20 protein-coding genes are annotated in these 17,961 nt (G+C 65.9%); 16 read left to right on the top strand and 4 right to left on the bottom strand.

Annotated features, from left to right (window positions below):
• Positions 1 to 24: 24 nt before the first annotated feature.
• The 4 genes from folE2 to QZ634_RS16885 all read right to left on the bottom strand — a co-directional run bounded on the left by folE2 (position 25) and on the right by QZ634_RS16885 (position 3,980).
• Positions 25 to 846 (bottom strand): GTP cyclohydrolase FolE2, encoded by an 822-nt coding sequence (gene folE2, locus QZ634_RS16900; protein ID WP_291990418.1) that lies wholly within the window; start codon positions 844 to 846, stop codon positions 25 to 27.
• Positions 847 to 865: 19 nt separating this feature from the next.
• Positions 866 to 2,758 (bottom strand): 1-deoxy-D-xylulose-5-phosphate synthase, encoded by a 1,893-nt coding sequence (gene dxs / locus QZ634_RS16895; RefSeq protein WP_291990416.1) that lies wholly within the window; start codon positions 2,756 to 2,758, stop codon positions 866 to 868.
• Positions 2,759 to 2,820: 62 nt separating this feature from the next.
• Complete coding sequence (locus QZ634_RS16890) at positions 2,821 to 3,744, bottom strand: polyprenyl synthetase family protein (RefSeq protein WP_291990414.1); 924 nt, start codon at positions 3,742 to 3,744, stop codon at positions 2,821 to 2,823.
• Complete coding sequence (locus tag QZ634_RS16885) at positions 3,741 to 3,980, bottom strand: exodeoxyribonuclease VII small subunit (RefSeq protein ID WP_291990680.1); 240 nt, start codon at positions 3,978 to 3,980, stop codon at positions 3,741 to 3,743. Before QZ634_RS16885 ends, QZ634_RS16890 begins: the two co-directional genes overlap by 4 nt.
• Positions 3,981 to 4,278: 298 nt before the next feature.
• On the opposite strand from QZ634_RS16885, the gene QZ634_RS16880 reads away from it, so the two are divergent.
• The 16 genes from QZ634_RS16880 to QZ634_RS16805 all read left to right on the top strand — a co-directional run bounded on the left by QZ634_RS16880 (position 4,279) and on the right by QZ634_RS16805 (position 17,920).
• Entirely contained in the window at positions 4,279 to 4,644 is a 366-nt protein-coding gene (locus tag QZ634_RS16880; RefSeq protein WP_043564163.1) for an STAS/SEC14 domain-containing protein, read from the top strand.
• A complete protein-coding gene (locus tag QZ634_RS16875; RefSeq protein WP_291990413.1) occupies positions 4,641 to 5,489 on the top strand; it encodes a sulfurtransferase in 849 nt (282 codons plus the stop codon). Before QZ634_RS16880 ends, QZ634_RS16875 begins: the two co-directional genes overlap by 4 nt.
• 172 nt (positions 5,490 to 5,661) lie before the next feature.
• Positions 5,662 to 6,276 carry a hypothetical protein gene (locus QZ634_RS16870; RefSeq protein ID WP_291990411.1) on the top strand — a complete coding sequence of 205 codons (615 nt, stop codon included), beginning with the start codon at positions 5,662 to 5,664 and terminating at the stop codon, positions 6,274 to 6,276.
• 196 nt (positions 6,277 to 6,472) lie between these two features.
• Entirely contained in the window at positions 6,473 to 7,132 is a 660-nt protein-coding gene (locus tag QZ634_RS16865; protein ID WP_291990409.1) for a lytic transglycosylase domain-containing protein, read from the top strand.
• Positions 7,129 to 7,566 (top strand): type II secretion system major pseudopilin GspG, encoded by a 438-nt coding sequence (gspG, locus tag QZ634_RS16860; protein WP_291990407.1) that lies wholly within the window; start codon positions 7,129 to 7,131, stop codon positions 7,564 to 7,566. The genes QZ634_RS16865 and gspG overlap by 4 nt, the downstream gene beginning before the upstream one ends.
• An 18-nt stretch (positions 7,567 to 7,584) precedes the next feature.
• Complete coding sequence (locus QZ634_RS16855; protein WP_291990405.1) at positions 7,585 to 8,784, top strand: type II secretion system F family protein; 1,200 nt, start codon at positions 7,585 to 7,587, stop codon at positions 8,782 to 8,784.
• On the top strand, positions 8,781 to 10,490 hold the full coding sequence (locus QZ634_RS16850; protein ID WP_291990403.1) for a GspE/PulE family protein: 1,710 nt from the start codon (positions 8,781 to 8,783) through the stop codon (positions 10,488 to 10,490). The genes QZ634_RS16855 and QZ634_RS16850 overlap by 4 nt, the downstream gene beginning before the upstream one ends.
• Positions 10,471 to 11,337 (top strand): hypothetical protein, encoded by an 867-nt coding sequence (locus tag QZ634_RS16845; RefSeq protein WP_291990401.1) that lies wholly within the window; start codon positions 10,471 to 10,473, stop codon positions 11,335 to 11,337. The genes QZ634_RS16850 and QZ634_RS16845 overlap by 20 nt, the downstream gene beginning before the upstream one ends.
• Positions 11,334 to 11,951, top strand: coding sequence for a hypothetical protein (locus tag QZ634_RS16840; protein WP_291990399.1), 618 nt, complete (start codon positions 11,334 to 11,336; stop codon positions 11,949 to 11,951). The genes QZ634_RS16845 and QZ634_RS16840 overlap by 4 nt, the downstream gene beginning before the upstream one ends.
• Complete coding sequence (locus QZ634_RS16835) at positions 11,948 to 12,610, top strand: hypothetical protein (RefSeq protein WP_291990397.1); 663 nt, start codon at positions 11,948 to 11,950, stop codon at positions 12,608 to 12,610. Before QZ634_RS16840 ends, QZ634_RS16835 begins: the two co-directional genes overlap by 4 nt.
• A complete protein-coding gene (locus QZ634_RS16830) occupies positions 12,607 to 13,134 on the top strand; it encodes a hypothetical protein (protein ID WP_291990395.1) in 528 nt (175 codons plus the stop codon). The genes QZ634_RS16835 and QZ634_RS16830 overlap by 4 nt, the downstream gene beginning before the upstream one ends.
• Positions 13,131 to 15,533 carry a secretin N-terminal domain-containing protein gene (locus QZ634_RS16825; RefSeq protein WP_291990393.1) on the top strand — a complete coding sequence of 801 codons (2,403 nt, stop codon included), beginning with the start codon at positions 13,131 to 13,133 and terminating at the stop codon, positions 15,531 to 15,533. The genes QZ634_RS16830 and QZ634_RS16825 overlap by 4 nt, the downstream gene beginning before the upstream one ends.
• A 6-nt stretch (positions 15,534 to 15,539) precedes the next feature.
• Positions 15,540 to 16,064 (top strand): type II secretion system protein, encoded by a 525-nt coding sequence (locus QZ634_RS16820; RefSeq protein ID WP_291990391.1) that lies wholly within the window; start codon positions 15,540 to 15,542, stop codon positions 16,062 to 16,064.
• A complete protein-coding gene (locus QZ634_RS16815; RefSeq protein WP_291990389.1) occupies positions 16,058 to 16,456 on the top strand; it encodes a prepilin-type N-terminal cleavage/methylation domain-containing protein in 399 nt (132 codons plus the stop codon). Before QZ634_RS16820 ends, QZ634_RS16815 begins: the two co-directional genes overlap by 7 nt.
• A 2-nt stretch (positions 16,457 to 16,458) precedes the next feature.
• Positions 16,459 to 17,061: a type II secretion system protein gene (locus QZ634_RS16810; RefSeq protein ID WP_291990387.1), complete on the top strand. Its 603-nt coding sequence runs from the start codon at positions 16,459 to 16,461 to the stop codon at positions 17,059 to 17,061.
• Positions 17,062 to 17,146: 85 nt separating this feature from the next.
• The gene (locus tag QZ634_RS16805; protein ID WP_291990385.1) at positions 17,147 to 17,920 is read left to right on the top strand and encodes a GAF domain-containing protein; all 774 of its coding nucleotides are present in this window, start codon (positions 17,147 to 17,149) and stop codon (positions 17,918 to 17,920) included.
• Positions 17,921 to 17,961: the final 41 nt, after the last annotated feature.

Here is a 17,961-nt window from a genome sequence, read left to right as displayed (position 1 = left end):
TCTGCCTGGTTCACCAGCGCCGGGTCAGGCTGCTGCGGCGGCTCGCTTGTCGTTCTCGATCAGCGCGTACGCCGAATGATTGTGGATCGACTCGAAGTTCTCGGACTCGACCACGTAGGCGTCGATGCGGCATTCGGCGTTGAGGCGTGCGGCCACGTCGCGCACCATGTCCTCGACGAACTTCGGGTTGTCGTAGGCTCGTTCGGTCACGTACTTCTCGTCCGGGCGCTTGAGCAGGCCATAGAGCTCGCACGACGCCTGCGCTTCGACGAATTGCACCAGCTCTTCGATCCACAGGTGATCGTTGATGCTCACCGTGACCGTTACGTGCGAGCGCTGGTTGTGGGCGCCGCGCTCGGAAATCTCCTTTGAGCACGGGCACAGGCTGGTGACCGGCACCACCACCCTGATGGTCGACGTAATATCGCCATGGCCGATTTCGCCGACCAGAGTGACGTCGTAATCCATCAGGCTCTGCACCCCGGACACCGGAGCGGTCTTGTTGATGAAATACGGGAAGTTCATTTCGATGTGACCGGTTTCTGCTTCCAGCCGGTCGACCATGTCGCGCAACATGGCCGGGAAGTTTTCGACCGAAATCTCGCGTTCATGGCTGTTGAGGATCTCCACGAAGCGCGACATGTGCGTGCCCTTGAAATTGTGCGGCAGGCCGACGTACATGTTGAACAGGGCGATGGTGTGCTGTACGCCGCCGGATTTGTCGAGCACCTTGACCGGGTGCCGTATCGCCTTGATGCCAACCTTGTTGATGGCGATGCGGCGGGTATCGGCTGAGCCCTGGACGTCCACCATCGTGGTCGGTTGTGGGTTTTCTGGTGCGTTCATTACTGCTCCTGATTGTTTTCTATATGCTGCCCGCGACGATTTCCTCGGCTGCCCCTGCGCCGCTGTCTTGCCGCGCACGCACCGCAGCGACGATTCCGTCACGGTCCAGGCCAATTTCCGCCAGCAGCAGTGCCTGGTCGCCATGCTCGATGAAGCGGTCGGGGATCCCCAGGCGCAGGAGTCGAGTCGTGCCGGCAACTTCTTCGAGAACCCGCGCGACCTCGGAACCGGCGCCGCCGATCAAGGCATTCTCTTCGACGCTGACGAGCAGAGAATGTTCCGCGGCCAGGGCGATGATCAGCTCGCGGTCGATAGGCTTGACGAAGCGCATGTTGGCCACCGTCGCGTCGAGCTCTTCGCCTGCTTCGAGCGCCGGCGTCAGCATGCTGCCGAAAGCGAGCAGCGCTACCTGCGAACCGCGGCGACGGGTTTCGCCTTTGCCAAGCGGCAGCCCGACCAGCGCCTTGTCGATCGTCGCACCGGTACCGGTGCCGCGCGGGTAGCGCACGGCGCTCGGTCCGTCGAGGCGATAGGCGGTGGTCAGCATCTTGCGGCACTCGTCCTCGTCGCTGGGCGTCATCAGTACCATGTTCGGGATGCAGGTCAGGAAGGAAATGTCGAAGGCGCCGTGGTGCGTCGGGCCGTCGGCGCCGACCAGTCCGCCGCGGTCGAGGGCAAAGACCACCGGCAGGTTCTGCAGGGCCACATCGTGCACCAGCTGGTCGTAGCCGCGTTGCAGGAAGGTCGAGTAGATGGCCAGCACCGGTCGCATGCCTTCGCAGGCCAGGCCGGCGGCGAAGGTGACCGCATGCTGCTCGGCGATGCCGACATCGTAGTAGCGGTCCGGGTAACATTCGCTGAAGCGCAGCAGGCCGGAGCCTTCGCGCATCGCCGGGGTAATGCCGACGAGTCGCGGGTCGGCCGCCGCCATGTCGCACAGCCAGTCGCCAAAAACCTGCGCGTAGCTTGGCTTTGCGCCGGGCTTGCCGCCGGCAATCCCGACCTCCGGCTTGAACTTCGAGACACCGTGGTAGAGGATCGGATCGACCTCGGCAAGCTTGTAACCCTGGCCCTTCTTGGTGATGACGTGCAGAAACTGCGGGCCCTTGAGGTTCTTCAGGTTGAGCAGGGTCGGCACCAGCGATTCGAGATCGTGGCCGTCGATCGGGCCGATGTAGTTCAGGCCCAGTTCCTCGAACAGCGTTCCCGGGGTCAGCATTCCCTTGACGTGCTCCTCGGCGCGCTTGGCGAATTCGAGCAGCGACGGCGAAAAGTCGAGAATCTTCTCGCCGGCCTTGCGTGCCGCGTTGAAGGTGTTGCCGGAGAAGAGCCGCGCCAGGTAGCGGTTCAGTGCGCCTACGGGCGGCGAGATCGACATGTCGTTATCGTTGAGGACGACGAGCATGTCGGCGTCGGCGACGCCGGCGTTGTTGAGCGCCTCAAAGGCCTGGCCGGCCGACATCGCGCCGTCGCCGATGATGGCCACGACCTTGCGCGTTTCGTGCCTGATCTTGGCGGCGAGCGCCATGCCCAGGGCCGCCGAGATCGACGTCGACGAGTGGCCGACGCCGAAGGTGTCGTACCTGCTCTCGCTGCGCTTCGGGAAGCCGGAGATGCCGCCATGCATGCGCAGCTTGGCCATGCCCTCGCGGCGGCCGGTAAGCGCCTTGTGCGCATAGGTCTGGTGGCCGACGTCCCACACCAGGCGGTCGTGGGGGGTGTCGAAAACGTAGTGCAGGGCGACCGTCAGTTCGACCGTGCCGAGGTTCGACGACAGGTGGCCGCCGGTCCGGGAGACCGAATCGACCAGAAAGGCACGCAACTCGTCAGCCAGTTGTGGCAACTGGCGGCGGTCGAGCTTGCGCACTTGCGCCGGATCGCTGATGGTGTCGAGCAGAGGGTAGAGGGTCATGGTCTTGTTGGGTCCTGCAGAAGCGCTCGCCGGTGGCGGCGAGCAATGAGCGGAAGCGGTGCCTAGAACTTGCGCTGGGTGATGAAGCCGGTGAGCTCGACAAGGCGCTGGCGGCGTTCGCCGAAAGGCGCGAGTGCTTCGAGCGCCTGCTTTCTCAGATCGTCGGCAAACTCGCGGGCGCGTTCGAGGCCCAGCAGGCTGACGTAGGTCGGTTTCTCGGCAGCCGCATCCTTGCCGGCGGTCTTGCCGAGGGTGGCGGTACTGGCCGTGCAGTCGAGAATGTCGTCGACGACCTGGAAGAGCAGGCCGGCGCGTTTGGCAAAACGGTCCAGCGCAGCGCTTTCGCCGGTGCTCAGGGCTGCGCCGCACAGGGCGCCGAGCAATACTGCCGCGCGGATCAGGGCGCCGGTCTTGAGCGCGTGCATCAGTTCCAGCTCGGGCTGGTTCAGGCTCTTGCCGACGGCTTCGAGGTCGATCGACTGGCCGCCAGCCATGCCGCACGAGCCGCTGGCGCGCGCCAGCAGGCGCAGCATTTCCAGTTGCCGGCCCTGTTCACCGAAATCCTTGCGCGCCAGCAGTTCGAAAGCCAGCGCTTGCAGGCTGTCGCCCACCAGCAAGGCAGTCGCTTCGTCAAACTCGACGTGGCAGGTCGGGCGGCCGCGTCGCAGCACGTCGTCATCCATCGCCGGCAGGTCGTCATGGACCAGCGAATAGCTGTGGATCAGCTCGACCGCGCAGGCCGCGATTTGCAGTCGTTCCGCCGGGGCCGCGGTCAGCTCTCCGGCCGCGAAAACAAGCAGCGGGCGTATCCGTTTGCCACCATTCAGGCTGGCATAACGCATGGCCTGGTGCAGGCGCGCCGGAATGGCTTCCGCCGGTGGCAGGTGGCGAGCGAGGGCCGCTTCGACTTCTGCCTGGACGCGACGCATCCAGTCCGCGAAGGCAGGCGCCGCTGGCGCCGGCGGGACTTGCGTCGGCGCGCTCATCTGGCCTCGCCACCCGCGGGCTCGAAAGCGCGCAGCGCGCCATTCTCGAGCACCTGAATCTGGCGTTCGGCGTCGCTGAGTTGCTGCTGGCAATGGGTCAGAAGTTCGCTGCCACGGCGATACGCGGCCAGTGACTCCTCGAGCGGCAGGCGGCCACCCTCCATGTCCTGAACGATCTGTTCAAGTTCGGCGAGAGCCGCCTCAAACTTCAGTTTACCGACGTCTGTTTCTTCCATCGCGGGCGCGCTGGCGTCGACAGCTTTGTCGGAGTTCGGTCGTGGCATGGCAAGGGCTCGAATCAAACCGCCGAAAATAGCGTATTAGTGGCCTTGCGGTCAAATGGAAAGCATTCCCGCGAGTCCTGCGCGGGCTGCTCTGGCGACCCGCCCGGTGGCCACCGGCGATGGCCTGGGAGGCCGGCATCCGCCGGCGGCGCTCGCCATTGTCGCGCTCCCCTCCACCGGCCAGGTGCAGCACAAGCGTCAGCGCGGGGACTGGTGCTACACTTGCGCAACGAAAAAACGGGAGGATGCCATGATAGTCATCGAAAACCGACCGCGGCGGGTCGAGGTCACGGTTTATGCGGAATTCACGCTCGCCGATTATCAGGAGTTCGAAAACGCCGTCAATTACGTGATTCAGTTCGAGGGGCAGGTCGACCTGTTTTTCGACTTACGCGAGATGGCCGATTTCACCCTCGACGTGGCCTGGGAAGACATCGTCTTCTCGCGTGCCCACGCCAAGGATTTCAGCCGCATCGCCGTGCTCACCGAAAGTCAGTGGGTGGCGTGGAGTGCCTGGCTGTCGCAGATTTTCGTCGAAGCCGAGATGCGCGTCTTCGACGAGGAAGTCGAAGCGCGCGCGTGGCTGGCCGAAGGGGAAGGCGAGGGCCTGGCGTGAGCTACTCGACGGTGGTCAGTGCCGCTCTCCTGGCGCATCATCTCGACGATCCGGGCTGGCGCCTATTCGATTGTCGCCATCAGTTGAGCGATCCCGACGCCGGCGCCCGCGCCTACGCCACAGGGCATTTGCCCGGGGCGAGCTTCCTGCATCTGGATCGCGATCTGTCCGGGCCGATGAACGGCAGCAACGGCCGTCATCCCTTGCCCGACCCGCAGCTTCTTGCCGCCAGGCTGGGCGCCGCCGGCGTTTCGCAGGACACCCAGGTGGTGGCCTACGATGACGCTGGGGGCATGATCGCCAGTCGCTTGTGGTGGTTGCTGCGCTGGCTTGGTCACGAGCGTGTCGCGGTTCTCGATGGCGGCATCGAGCGCTGGGTGGCAGAGGGCCGGCCGTTGTCGACTGAATCACCCGCTGTTGCGGCCGTGCCCTTCGAGGGCGCGCCGCGTGACTGGGTGGCGACGACCCAGGAGGTGCTCGCCGATGTGCGCGAAGGCCAGTTCTGCCTGATCGACGCGCGCAGCCCGGATCGCTTCCGCGGCGAGAACGAAACGCTCGACCCGGTGGGCGGCCATATTCCCGGTGCGCGCAACCGCTTCTTTCGCGACAACCTCGATAGCGAGGGCTGTTTTCGTCCGGCCGCGGAACTGCGCCGCGAACTGCTGGCGCTGCTTGCCGGGACCGATCCGAAACAGGCGGTGATGACCTGCGGCTCGGGCGTCACCGCCTGTCACAACCTCCTGGCCATGGAAATCGCCGGCCTGCACGACGCGCGTCTCTACGCCGGTTCGTGGAGCGAATGGTGCAGTGACCCGGCACGGCCGGTCGCCAGCCAGGTTCCCTGAGGCATCGAACGGCGAACAGGTCGGCGGCGGACTCTCGCCTCCTGCCTGGCGATCCCTTGCGATTGAATTAATGCGTTTGTCCAAGATGTTGTTTTTTTGTGAGTTTCATTCGCCGGCGAGGCGATCTATACTGGCGTTTCCTGTTTCTCAACATCACGGGGGAAGAAAAAACATGAAAAAAGTTGCAGCTTTGGTAGCGGGGGGGTTGTTGCTGAGCGGGGGCGTTGGTGCTGCTGCGGCGGATTCTCGTTGTGAACCTTTTCAAGGTACGCTCACGCTGGTTCCAGTGCCGACTAATTGCACGGCCTTCACCACGATAATGCGAAAAGAGCGCATTTTTGAGGACGTGGATTTCGGTCCATCGGGGGCGCCGGCGGTCTGTTTTTCCGCGGTGATTTCGGGCACGTTTGGAGACCATGAAGTTACGGGCACGTCTCTATCAGCTGTGACGGCGGATAGCTTCTGTCATCTGAATGTTCCGCCAGGTGGAGAGGCAGCATGTGGACCAGGTCGCGTCCCACCTGACCCTAACCTGCCATTCCCCCGATTCCCCCAATTCACAGCGGCAACGGTGGTGACGATTACTGCGGACCGAGAAGCCAGAAAAGACAAAGAACTGGGCCAGATATTTCTGCGTGATACGGCTGTTTTGCGCGAGGACGGGTACGCGGTTGAGCAACTGATTGGCGTTGGTGGTACCAAGAAATTCTCCAAGGCGCGCGTTTCCATGGAGATCAGGGGCTACGAGACTGTAGGTGCTGACGTCAGCGGCACCATCTGCCGCTAAGCGACTCCGGCCAGCGAGGTGCACAGGAACCGCTGACCAACGGCGGTCGGCGCACCTCGCCCCGGTCGTATCCGCAGGTTCCACCGATGCAGGTATCGGGCGCCGTTTCGGAAGCCGCGGTGGGCGAGCGTGCCATCCTCGGCGGCCAGTTCCGGCCTGCTATAGCATGGAAGTGTCGTTCCGAGGGGAAAGAACGGTGGTAGAGGGGACCCGCAAGCATTACCCGATCATGCCTGTACGGCTGCTCATGGCTCTGGCAGCGTCTGCCTGCTGTCTGCCGCTGTCTTCGGCGACTGCCGCGACCGTCGGCAGCGTCTTCGTTTCCTACGCCGATGACGGGAGTCCTCGTTTTGCCAGCCAGCGTCTCGACGCCAGTTACCGCCTGTTCATTCGCGGCGCGACGGTGCGCCCAAAAGGCAGCGCGGCGCCAGGAACAGGAAGCCGCGCCAGCCGGCAACAGGGGCGGCAGAACTTGACGCCGTTGATCGAGCATTTCGCTCGCCTGCACCAGGTCGAGCCGCAACTGGTCGCGGCCGTGGTCGCCGTCGAATCCGGCTTTGACGCCGCTGCCGTTTCTCCGCAGGGGGCGACCGGTGCGATGCAGCTGATGCCGGCGACCGCGGCACGCTACGGGGTGACCAACGCCGCCGATCCGGCGCAGAACATCGACGCCGGCGTGCGCCACCTGAAGGACCTGCTCCGCCTGCACGGTGGCAACGTTGCCCTGGCGCTGGCGGCCTACAACGCCGGCCAGGGAGCGGTGGCCAGGAACGGCGGTCGCATTCCGCCCTATCGCGAAACCATGCTCTACGTGCCGGCGGTGCTGGCGGCGGCGGCAAGGGGGGGAGGGCTGTGAGCGGGACCCGGCAGCGTACTTTCCAGGCGCGCACCGCGGCCGGCTTCACCCTCCTCGAACTGCTCGTGGTGGTGACCATCATCGGCCTGCTGGCGGCCTACGTTGGACCGAAGTACTTCTCGCAGCTCGGGCGCTCCGAACAGGGAGTGGCCAAGGCGCAGGTCGAGGCCTTCGCGCGCGCGCTCGACACCTATCGCCTGGAAGTCGGCCGCTATCCGACGACTGAAGAAGGGCTCAACGCCTTGCTCAGCAAACCGGCAGGTGCGGCGCGCTGGAACGGCCCCTACCTGCAGAAGGCGGTGCCGGACGACCCCTGGGGCCACCCCTACCTCTATCGCTCGCCAGGCGTCACCGGCGACTTCGAGATCACCTCGTATGGCAAGGACGGCCAGCCCGGGGGGACCGGCGACGCCGCCGACGTCACCTATCAATGACAATCCGGCGGAGCGAGGATGCGCTTTGAGGTTCGTGCCCTATCTGCCGATAACCTGATCGAGACGCACAGCGTCGACGCCGCGGATGCCGGGGAGGTCGGCAGGCTGCTCCAGCAACGGCGGCTGCAGCCGTTGTCGATCAAGGCTGCCGGCGGAGCCGGTGACTCGGGGCGCCTGCCCGGACGTGGCCGGCGGTCGTTTTCCCTGCTCCTCTTCAGTGCCGAGCTGCTGGCCCTGCTCGAAGCCGGCCTGAGTCTGGTCGAAACCTTCGAGGCCCTGCTCGAGAAAGAAGGCTCACCGACCGCGCGCGCGGTGCTCGAACGGCTCACCGCCCACCTGCGCGAAGGCCTGCGCTTCTCGGCCGCGCTGGCCCGCCAACCCGAGGTCTTCCCGCCGCTCTACGTCGGCATCGTCAGGGCTGCCGAGGGGACCGGCGACCTGCCGCACGCCCTGGCGCGCTATATCGACTATCAGACGCGGCTCGACGCCGTGCGCAGCAAGGTGTTCAGCGCCGCCATCTACCCGGCCATCCTGCTCGCTGTCGGCGGTGCGGTGACCGTTTTTCTGATGGCCTACGTCGTGCCGCGCTTCGCTGGCGTGTACCAGGGCAGCGGCCGTTCGCTGCCCTGGCTGTCACAGCTCCTGCTCGACTGGGGACAATTGGTCAGCGAGCATAGCGACGTCGTATTCGGGGGACTGCTGGTCGTGGCGCTGGTCGCCGTTTTCTGGTTGCGGCACTTCATTCGCAGCGGGCGCTGGATCGTTTTCCTGACCCGCCTGCCGGGCATCGGCGAGCGCATCCGGCTGATCGAGTTGTCGCGCCTCTACCTGACCACCGGCATGCTCCTCGAAGGGGGCATTCCGATCCTTGCCGCGCTCGACATCGTTGGCGACACCGTTTCACCGACCACCCGCGAGGCGCTGCATTCCGCGCGGCGCACCATTTCCGACGGCGGTTCCCTGTCCGAAGCCTTCGAGCGCTGTGGCCTGGCCACGCCGGTCGCCCTGCGCCTGCTGCGCGTCGGCGAAAGATCGGGGCAGATGGGCGCCATGCTCACCCGCTCGGCGCTGTTCTATGAAGGCGAGAGTGCGCGCTGGATCGAGCGCTTCGCGAAGGTCTTCGAGCCGCTGCTGATGACCGCCATCGGGCTTCTCGTCGGGCTGATCGTGGTGCTCCTGTACATGCCCATTTTCGACCTTGCGGGTGCCCTGCAATGAACGCTCCCGGCGCTGCCGCCAACCAGGGCTTTGACGATACCCTGCTGCAGAAGGCCAGGAACCTGGCGCGGCTGTCCGGGCGCTCGCTGCTCGGCGAACTCGAGGCGCTGACCGCCGGCGAACCGCGCCAGCTGGTCGACGTCCTGGCGCGGCGTTTTCGCCTGCAGGTCATCGATACCACCGGGATGCTCGCCTGTGGCGCGGCCTTCGACCTGCTGCCGCTGGTCAGGGCGCAGCAGCGTGGCTGCCTGCTGCTGCGCGCGGTGGCTGACGACGACGCGGCTGAATGCCCGATCATCGCCGTCATCGCCGACCCTTTCGATAGCGACTGCATGGTCTGGCTGAGCAGCCTGGTCGGCACGGCGGTGCATTACCGTCTGGCGCTGGCGGCGGACATCCAGGCCTATCTGTCGAAGCACGAGGAGTCGGTGCATGCCGTGCAATCGCTGGTGCACGACGGCGCTGGCGTTGCCGAGAAGCATCGGGGTGCCGAGGTCCTCAGTTTCGCGTCACTCAGCGAAGCGTCGAGCCCGGCGGTAAAGCTGGTCAATTCGACCGTCTATGACGCCGTGCGGGCGGCGGCCAGCGACGTGCATCTGGAGAGCACGCCGACCGGCATCACCATCAAGTACCGTCTCGACGGGGTGCTCGACACGGTCGCGCAGATCAGCGGCGTGCTCCTCGCCGAGCAGGTGGTGTCACGGCTGAAAGTGCTCGCCGAGCTTGACATCGGCGAGCGGCGGACGCCCCAGGACGGCAGCTTCCGGGTGCAGGTCGCCGGCCGCGACATCGACCTGCGGGTGTCGATCATGCCCAGCATTCACGGCGAGGACGCGGTCGTCCGCATCCTCGACAAGCGCGGCGTCATCGAGGCGCATGGTTCGCTGACGCTGGACCTGCTCGGCTTCGACGCGCATTCGCTGAAAGCCCTGCGGCGCCTCGTCGAAGAGCCCTACGGGATGCTGCTGGTCACCGGTCCGACCGGTTCGGGCAAGACGACGACCCTGTACGGCGCTATTTCCGAGATCAACAGCGGTCGCGACAAGATCATCACCATCGAGGACCCGGTCGAGTACCAGTTGCCCGGCGTCCTGCAAATCCCGGTCAATGACAAGAAGGGCCTGACCTTTGCGCGCGGCCTGCGCTCGATCCTGCGTCACGATCCGGACAAGATCATGATCGGCGAAATCCGTGATCGCGAGACGGCCGAGATCGCGGTGCAGTCGGCGCTGACCGGGCACCTGGTGCTCACCACCGTGCATGCCAACAACGTTTTCGACGTTTTCGGCCGCTTCACGCACATGGGCATCGACCCCTACGCCTTTGCCTCGGCGCTGAACGGTATCTGGGCGCAGCGTCTGTTGCGCGTGAACTGCGCCCGCTGCAGCGAGTCCTATACGCCCGGCGACGCGGCGCTCGAACGTTACCTCATTGCCGCCGATGCGCTGGCCGGTTTCGACTTCCGCCGCGGTGGCGGTTGCGGCGATTGCCGGGGTACCGGCTATCGTGGGCGCAAGGCGATTGCCGAGATCCTGAATCTGAACGACGAGTTGCGCGAACTGATCATCGAAAAACGGCCGATCCGGCAACTCAAGGAAGTCGCCTACCGCAACGGCACGCGCAGCCTGACCGAAGCCGCCTTGCGTCTGGTCGCCAGCGGCGAGACCACTCTCGAGGAACTGCACCGTGTCACGCTTTCAGGCTAGGCGCCTGCTGCTCGGCTGCAGCGCCAGTGAAGTCGTCCTGCTGGCCGAGCCGGAAGCGGGCACGGCGGCGGCGCAGCTGCTCGTCGCGCAGGCCGTCGCTGCGGCGTCGGCGGCGCTCGCCGACGTCAGTGCGGCCTTGTGTGCGGCGCTGCAAACGCTGAAGACTGCCCGGCCCGACGCCTTCGCCAGCGTGCCGGACGCTCGCCTGCTGGTCGTGACCCTTGACGACAGCCTGGCCCGGAGTTTCGTCGTCACCCCGCCACGCGGGGCGCAGGGCCTTCGCGAATTGCGCGCCACGGCGGCGGCACGCTTTGCGGCACTCTACGGCGAGTCGGCCGACGATTTTCTGCTGGTTGGCGACTGGCATGCGACATCCCCATTCATCGTCTGTGCGCTGCCACGGCCGCTCCATCAGGCGCTCGACGAGCTGGCGCAGGCGCATTCCTGGCGGCTCGCTTCGCTGGCTCCGGCCCTAATCCGCGTGGGCAATCGGCTGTGCACGGCAATCCCGGCCGACGGCTGGCTGCTGGTCGGCTTCGGGCTGACGCTGACCTTGCTCAATACCTGTAACGACCGGGTCGCGGCGACACGCAGCCTGCGGCTGTCCAGCGCGCCGGATTTTGCCACGCTGGAAACCCTTGTCGAGCAGGAGCGCCTGCGCAGCCCGGGCTCGGGCGAGAGCGCCGGAGGACAGTCGCTGCTCTGGGCGGGCGCTGCCGACTGGTTGCCGGAGCCGACCACGATTGCCGGCCTGGAATCGCGGACGATGCCTTTGTCGGGCGTAGTTTCGCCGGCCGCAACGGGCTCGGCAGCGGCGCAGCTGGCGCTTGCGGGCCGTCGGCCATGAAGCCCATGCACGTCGATTTCGTCGTTCGTCCATTGTGGCGCCAGCCGGTGGCGGCGCGCGGAAGAGCGATTCTCATCGCCCTCGGCGCAGTGGCTGGCGTCGTGGCTGTTGCGTTGAGCTGGCAAATGCTGCACCTCGAACGGCAGATTGCTGAAACGGCGCAGGCCATTGCCCTGGCCCGACACGAGGTCGCCGCACGGACGCCACCGCCGCGACCGCCGCTGCTCCTGTCCGAGGCTCAGGTGCTGGCCATCAACGGCGCCATCGGCCAACTGAATACGCCCTGGCCGGCGATGCTCGACGCTTTCGAGAGCGTTGCCTCGGCCAAGGTCGCGCTGCTGCAGATCGAGCCGGACAACCGGCGGCGCCTGGTCAAGGGGGTCGCCGAGGCCCGGGATCACCAGGGGATGCTCGACTATCTTGCCGCGCTGGGATCGGCCGCCCCCTTTGTCAGGGCGGTGGTGAGCAAACAGGAAATCAACGACAGGGACCCGCATCGGCCCTTGCGCTTCAGCTTCGAGGCCCTGTTCGACGAGACGTCCGGCGACAGCGCGGCCGACAACGGCGCCGCAAACCGGGCCGCGCCAGGCGAGCATGGTCGGGAGCGCCAGTGAACAGGATTTCTCTGCTCGTCGACCGCCTGCGGCTGAGTGCCGAGATCGCCTTGCACCGGCACGGGCCGTGGTGGCTGCTTCTGGCGCTGACCGCCTGCTTGCTGCTGCTCGTGTCCGGAATACTCGTTCCCGCACTGCACGCCGAACTGGCGGAGAAGCAGCACAGTCTGCGTGCCTTGCAGGCGCCCGCGCCTGGAGGCGCGCCGCCCGTGGAAGCGCCGGAACCGGCGTCGGAACGCCACTACCAGGCTTTCCGGGACGTGCTCGCCGAAGAGCGTCAGGTCCTCGCGACGATTCAGGCGGTGCTCGATTCGGCAGTCAGGCATCAGCTGCTGAGCACGCGCGCCGAGTACCAGCGTGGCCGCGACCTGCAGGCGCAGGTCGATACCCTGCAGATGACCGTCCCGGTGAGCGGGCGCTACGCGGATGTGCGCCGCTGGATCGAGGAAATACTGGCGACGCAGGCCTTCGTCGCGGTCAATGAACTGGGATTCAAGCGCGACGAAATCGGCCGCAACGAGATCGAAGCGAAGGTTCGCCTGACCATTTGGCATCATCGGCCCACGCCGCCCGAGCGCCTCGGAGCGGCGAGTGTGGATGCGGCGGATGTGGCGGAAGCGGTGAGTGCGGCGGATGTGGTCAATGAGGTGGGGCGATGAACGCGCGTCGCCTGCTGCTCTTCGCCCTGCTGCCGGTCGCTGCCTGGCTGGCGCTGTTCGGCGACAAGACGCCGCCGGACAGGTCGCCAGTGGAGGTCGTCGCGCCGACCTCGCCGCGACGTGCGCCCGCGACCGAGCGCGCGGCAAAGGCCGCTGGAAAACTCGAAATCGCGGCGCTGATTGCGCGCGAGCAACTGATTCCCGGCGTCGGTGAGGCGCACGAAAGTCGCGATCTGTTCCCCTCGCTGAGCTGGAGGCCGCCGCCACCGCCCACGCCGGCGACGTCTGAAAAAGCACGCGCGCCAATGGCACCGCCGCCGCCCTTCGTGTACCTTGGCAACAAATTCGAAGCCGGGCAGTGGGAGGCCTACCTCGGACGCGGAGAGGAAGTGTTCATCGTTCGCGAGGGGATGACGCTCGAAAGGAACTACCGGGTCAAGGCGATTACCCCGTCCACGCTGACCCTGATCTACCTGCCGCTGAAGCAGTCGCAGACCATTTCCATCGGAGGATCGCCATCGTGAGCAAGGAGAAGTCGGAGCAGCGCAGACCGGCCGGCAGGTGGAGGGGCTGCCTGGGCGTGGCTGCGGCGCTGCTGCTGGCAGGCTGTGCTGCGCAGACGGCGTTCACCGAGGGCCAGGAGCTGCTCGCGGCCGAACAGGTCGACGCCGGGCTAGCCAGAATTCAGGACGCGATCGCCCTCGAACCAAGCTCCGCCGAGTATCGCATTGCCTATGTACGGGCGCAGGAGCGCTACGTCAATGCCAGCCTCGACAACGGCGAACGGGCCCTGGCGGAAGCGCGTTACGACGCCGCCAGCGCCGCTTTTCGACGCGCGCTGGCGTTGCAGCCGGGTAACGAGCGGGCGTTGGTCGGGCTGCAGTTGGTGGACGCGTCGCGTCGCCACGACATCCTGTACAGCGAAGCACTGGCCGCCTGGAGCAGGAGCGACGCTGCCGCGGCGCGCGCGAGCCTGCGCAAGATCCTCGCCACCAACCCCCGGCACGAGCGCGCGCTGGAGCTGCTGCGCGTCATTGACGAGAGCGGCGCTCGTGTCGCCAAGGAGTCGGTGCTGGAAACGGCCTACCGGAAACCGATCACCATCGAGTTCAGGGATACGCCGCTGAAAACCGTTTTCGAAGTGATTTCGCGCACCTCGGGGCTCAACTTCGTTTTCGACAAGGACTTGCGCGCCGATCAGAAAGTCACCATTTTCCTGCGCAACAGCAGCATCGAGGCGGCGATCAATCTGGTGCTGCTCACCAACCAGCTCGAACAGCGTGTCCTCGATGGCAACTCGATCCTGATCTACCCGAACACGGCGGTGAAACAGCGCGACTACCAGGCGCTGACGGTGAAGACCTTCTATCTGGCCAATTCCGACGCCAAGACCGTCGCCACCACGCTGAAGACAATCCTCAAGAGCAAGGATGTAGTGGTCGACGAGAAGCTGAATCTGCTCATGATTCGCGACAGCCCGGAAGCGATTCGCCTCGCCGAGAAGCTCGTTGCCCTGCAGGATGTGCCGGAGCCCGAAGTGATGCTCGAAGTGGAGATCCTCGAGGTCAAGCGTTCGCGACTTCGCGACCTGGGGGTCAACTGGCCGAACGCGCTGGCGCTGACTCCGCTGCCGTCGACGAGCGGCGGTACGCTGACCTTGAACGACCTGCGCAATCTCAACTCGTCGTCCATCGGCGCCGCCGTCGCTCCGGTCGTGATCCGCGCCAACCAGACCGACGCCGACGTCAATCTGCTGGCCAATCCGCGCATTCGCGCGCGCAACCGCGAGAAAGCCAAGATCCTGATTGGCGAACGCGTGCCCAACATCACCTCGACGGCCACGTCGACCGGCTTTGTCTCCGAGTCGATCACCTACATCGATGTCGGCCTCAAGCTGGACATCGAACCGACGATCTACCTCGACAACGAAGTGGCCATCAAGGTGACCCTCGAGGTGAGCAATATCGTCGATCGGGTGGAGACCAAGTCGGGTACCGTCGCCTATCGGATCGGCACGCGCACGGCGACCAGCGTCCTGCGTCTCAAGGACGGCGAGAACCAGTTGCTCGCCGGACTGATCAGCGACGAGGACCGCCGGACGGCCAGCAAGCTGCCCTTCCTCGGTGACATTCCGGTGCTCGGTCGCCTGTTCGGGGGGCATCACGACGAGGGAATCAAGACCGAGATCGTGCTCTCGATCACGCCGCGGGTGCTGCGCAACATCCAGCGGGCGGCGAACCATCTCGCCGAGTTCGACGGGGGCACCGAAACCAGCTTCCGTGGCCGGCCGGCTGCTCAGGGAGCGGCACTCGCTACCCCCGCGGACGCGGCGGCGCGCAGCGCATTGCCGCCGGGATTGCCGGGTCAGCCTCCAGGCGCGGCCGGTGCGCGCGGCGGAGCGCCGGGAAATCCCCTGGCGCAAACGGCCGCCGGCAACGGCGCTCAGTCAGCGTCGGCCGCCACTGCACAGGGCGCCCTGGCGGCGGCCCAGCCGGCCGTCCAGTCCGGCGGCGCGGCGCAGCTGCTCTGGCAGGGTCCGACGCAACTCACCGCCGGCGACAGCTTCGCGCTGCAGCTGATCATGCAGGCGGACCAACCGGTGGTCAGCCTGCCGCTGGCGATCGCTTTCGATCCGCGCGTGGTGCAGGTGGCCGACGTCAGCGAGGGGGGCTTCCTCAGGCAGAATGGCGGCGAGACCAGCTTCACCTATCGCGTCGATCCTGCCGGTCAGGTCCTGATCACCGGCACCCGTTCGGGTGACGGCGGCGCGACCTCACAGGACGTCGTCGCCACGCTCAACTTCCGCGCGCTGGCGCCCGGCGATTCACGCGTCGAGCTGATTACCGTCGCCCCGGTCGGTTCGCGCGGATCGGCGATCAGCGCCAGGCTGCCGCCGGCGCACCGCTTGCTTGTCGCCCCGTGAGTGACGATGAACGGGCTTGTCAGGCAACCGCCAACGCGTTTTTCGCCGCCGACAGGCGCGCTGCGCGGGGCTGGCTTTTCGCTGATCGAGCTGCTCATCACCCTGGCCATCGTCGCCGTCCTCGCCGGGGTCGTCGTGCCGGTCGCGCAGACCACCATCCAGCGCGGCAAGGAACAGGAGCTGAGACTCGCGCTGCGCGAGCTGCGCGCGGCCATCGACCACTACAAGCGGGCCGGGGACGAAGGGCGTATCCGGACGGTGACGAGCAACAGTGGCTATCCGGCGAATCTGCAGATTCTGCTCGAGGGAGAGGTCGACCTGCGCGACCCCAAGGGGCGAAAAATCTATTTCCTGCGGCGGATTCCCCGCGATCCGCTGCATACGGACACCCGCCTGCCGCCGGCCGACAGCTGGGGAAAACGCGCTTACGCCAGCGAAGCGGATAACCCGCGCGAGGGCGACGACGTGTATGACGTGTACTCGACATCCGGCGGCGTCGGCTTGAACGGCGTGCCCTACCGGCAATGGTGAATCGTCACCGGCAGCGGCTGCGCGGGCAGGGTTTCACGCTGATCGAGCTGCTCGTCGTGCTGTCGATCATCGCTCTGCTGCTCACTCTGGCCGTGCCAAGGTACTTCAACAGCATAGACGTCTCGAAGGAGGCGGTGCTGCGCGAAAACCTGCATCTGGTGCGCGAGACGATCGACAAGTTCTACGCTGACAAGGGACGCTACCCGGACAGCCTCGACGAGCTGGTCAGCGAGAAATACCTGCGCTCGCTGCCCCACGATCCGATCACCGGCAGTGCCCGCACCTGGTTGCTGATCGCGCCCGATTCGGTCGGCGTCGAGGGCCGGGTCTATGATCTGAAAAGCGGGGCCGCCGGAGCCACCCGGGACGGCCAGCCCTTCGCCGAACTGTAGCGATGGCGCGCGCTTGCCGAGGCCACTGCGAAGCCGGCTTCACCTACCTCGGGCTGCTGATCCTGGTGGCCATCCTGGCGCTGGCCACCAGCGCCACGCTGACCCTGGGCGGCATCGTGCAAAGGCGGGAGGCCGAGGAGAGGCTTCTCGACGTTGGCGGCGCGTATCGGAAGGCGATTGCCAGCTACCTGAACAGCAGCCCGGCCGGCGACCGCCGCTACCCGGGTGCGCTCGCCGACCTGCTCAGGGACCCGCGCTATCCGGGTGTGCGCCGACACCTGCGAAGGCTCTATCCGGACCCGATCAGCGGCAGTAACGAGTGGGGTCTGGTCGCCGCGCCGGGTGGCGGAATCATGGGCGTGCATAGCCTTTCGAACGCGAAACCGATCAAGGTCGCCGACTTCGATCTGGAAAACGAGGCTTTCGAGGAGGCGACGCGCTATACGCAATGGGTGTTTGTCGTCCGCCTGGCGGGCCGAGGCAGCGGCGCGATTCCGCCACTGGGAGGCCGGTCGCTGACCCCCGCCCCGGCCTTGACGCCGCCATCGCCGGTGCCGGCAGCGGCCGCGATGTTCGCCCCGCCGGGCGGCACCGCCGCGCCCTAAAGCTTGATCGCCGCACCGTTCGCGCGCCTATAATCGGATCACCGTTGCATTTTTGCGGCATGGGCAGCATTCGCAGGGGAACATCATGAGTGACAGAGAGAATTCGCTGATCAAGCTGCAGGATCTCGCCAGTTTTCTGGACGCAGGCAGCTTCGACGACAACATGCAGCAACTCGCAGCAATTGCCGCGCGCGTGCTCAACGCCGAGAACTGCTCGCTGATGCTGCTCACCGAGACCGAAGACGAGGCGGGCGAGATGAACGACCTGTGCCTGCGCGTCTGCGGCAGCTGCGGTCCGCTGCCAGCCGCGGCCTACAAGGAGACCACGCGCACCGGCGAGGGAATTGCCGGGCGGGTGGTCGCCACTGGCAAGGCTTTGCTGATCGAGGACATCGAGCGCTCCGAGTTTGCGCAGTGGGCACGGCGGGCCAGTGACCCGCGCAAGAGTCTGCTTTCCTCGCCGATAGCCATCGACGGCAAGACCATCGGCGTGATCAATATCAGCGGGCATCTGCAAGGGCGTAGCTTTACCAGGGACGACCTGAGTCTGCTCGACGTCGTCGCGCTGTTCGTCGGCAAGGCGATCCAGGTGGTGCAGCTGCAGAACATCCTGAAGTCGCGCTTCACCCAGATGGCACTGATGCAGTTCGCCGAGAAGGACATTGGCAGTGCACTGGAGTGTGCCGTGGCCAATCCTGACCAGGTGGCCAGAATCCTTGCCAAGTCTTTCTACAAGGAGATGACGCGCGCCGGTTTCGGCTCAAGCCAGATCATCAATGCCGCGTCGGAGATCGTTGGCCAACTGAGTGGCAGCCTCAGCCGGCATAGCAAGCGGATCGAGCAGAACACGCCCGGATAGGCCGAGCAGGGATGGGTCATCGCAGTAGCAGCAGGTAGGGC

The sequence above is a fragment of the Candidatus Accumulibacter sp. ACC007 genome (assembly GCF_907163205.1).
GTDB classification, from domain to species: domain Bacteria; phylum Pseudomonadota; class Gammaproteobacteria; order Burkholderiales; family Rhodocyclaceae; genus Accumulibacter; species Accumulibacter regalis.
The sequence above is the reverse complement of the archived record's forward strand: the minus strand, read 5'-3'. Positions and strand labels throughout refer to the sequence as shown.

What these genes read in the sequence shown, in the direction of transcription:
- QZ634_RS16855 (WP_291990405.1), top strand. Translation starts at nt 7,585, where the DNA reads ATGCGCTTTGAGGTTCGTGCCCTATCTGCCGATAACCTGATCGAGACG.
- QZ634_RS16820 (WP_291990391.1), top strand. Translation starts at nt 15,540, where the DNA reads ATGAACGGGCTTGTCAGGCAACCGCCAACGCGTTTTTCGCCGCCGACA.
- QZ634_RS16805 (WP_291990385.1), top strand. Translation starts at nt 17,147, where the DNA reads ATGAGTGACAGAGAGAATTCGCTGATCAAGCTGCAGGATCTCGCCAGT.
- QZ634_RS16890 (WP_291990414.1), bottom strand. Translation starts at nt 3,744, where the DNA reads ATGAGCGCGCCGACGCAAGTCCCGCCGGCGCCAGCGGCGCCTGCCTTC.
- QZ634_RS16830 (WP_291990395.1), top strand. Translation starts at nt 12,607, where the DNA reads ATGAACGCGCGTCGCCTGCTGCTCTTCGCCCTGCTGCCGGTCGCTGCC.
- QZ634_RS16870 (WP_291990411.1), top strand. Translation starts at nt 5,662, where the DNA reads ATGAAAAAAGTTGCAGCTTTGGTAGCGGGGGGGTTGTTGCTGAGCGGG.
- QZ634_RS16815 (WP_291990389.1), top strand. Translation starts at nt 16,058, where the DNA reads ATGGTGAATCGTCACCGGCAGCGGCTGCGCGGGCAGGGTTTCACGCTG.
- folE2 (WP_291990418.1), bottom strand. Translation starts at nt 846, where the DNA reads ATGAACGCACCAGAAAACCCACAACCGACCACGATGGTGGACGTCCAG.
- QZ634_RS16885 (WP_291990680.1), bottom strand. Translation starts at nt 3,980, where the DNA reads ATGGAAGAAACAGACGTCGGTAAACTGAAGTTTGAGGCGGCTCTCGCC.
- dxs (WP_291990416.1), bottom strand. Translation starts at nt 2,758, where the DNA reads ATGACCCTCTACCCTCTGCTCGACACCATCAGCGATCCGGCGCAAGTG.
- QZ634_RS16880 (WP_043564163.1), top strand. Translation starts at nt 4,279, where the DNA reads ATGATAGTCATCGAAAACCGACCGCGGCGGGTCGAGGTCACGGTTTAT.
- QZ634_RS16840 (WP_291990399.1), top strand. Translation starts at nt 11,334, where the DNA reads ATGAAGCCCATGCACGTCGATTTCGTCGTTCGTCCATTGTGGCGCCAG.
- QZ634_RS16850 (WP_291990403.1), top strand. Translation starts at nt 8,781, where the DNA reads ATGAACGCTCCCGGCGCTGCCGCCAACCAGGGCTTTGACGATACCCTG.
- QZ634_RS16810 (WP_291990387.1), top strand. Translation starts at nt 16,459, where the DNA reads ATGGCGCGCGCTTGCCGAGGCCACTGCGAAGCCGGCTTCACCTACCTC.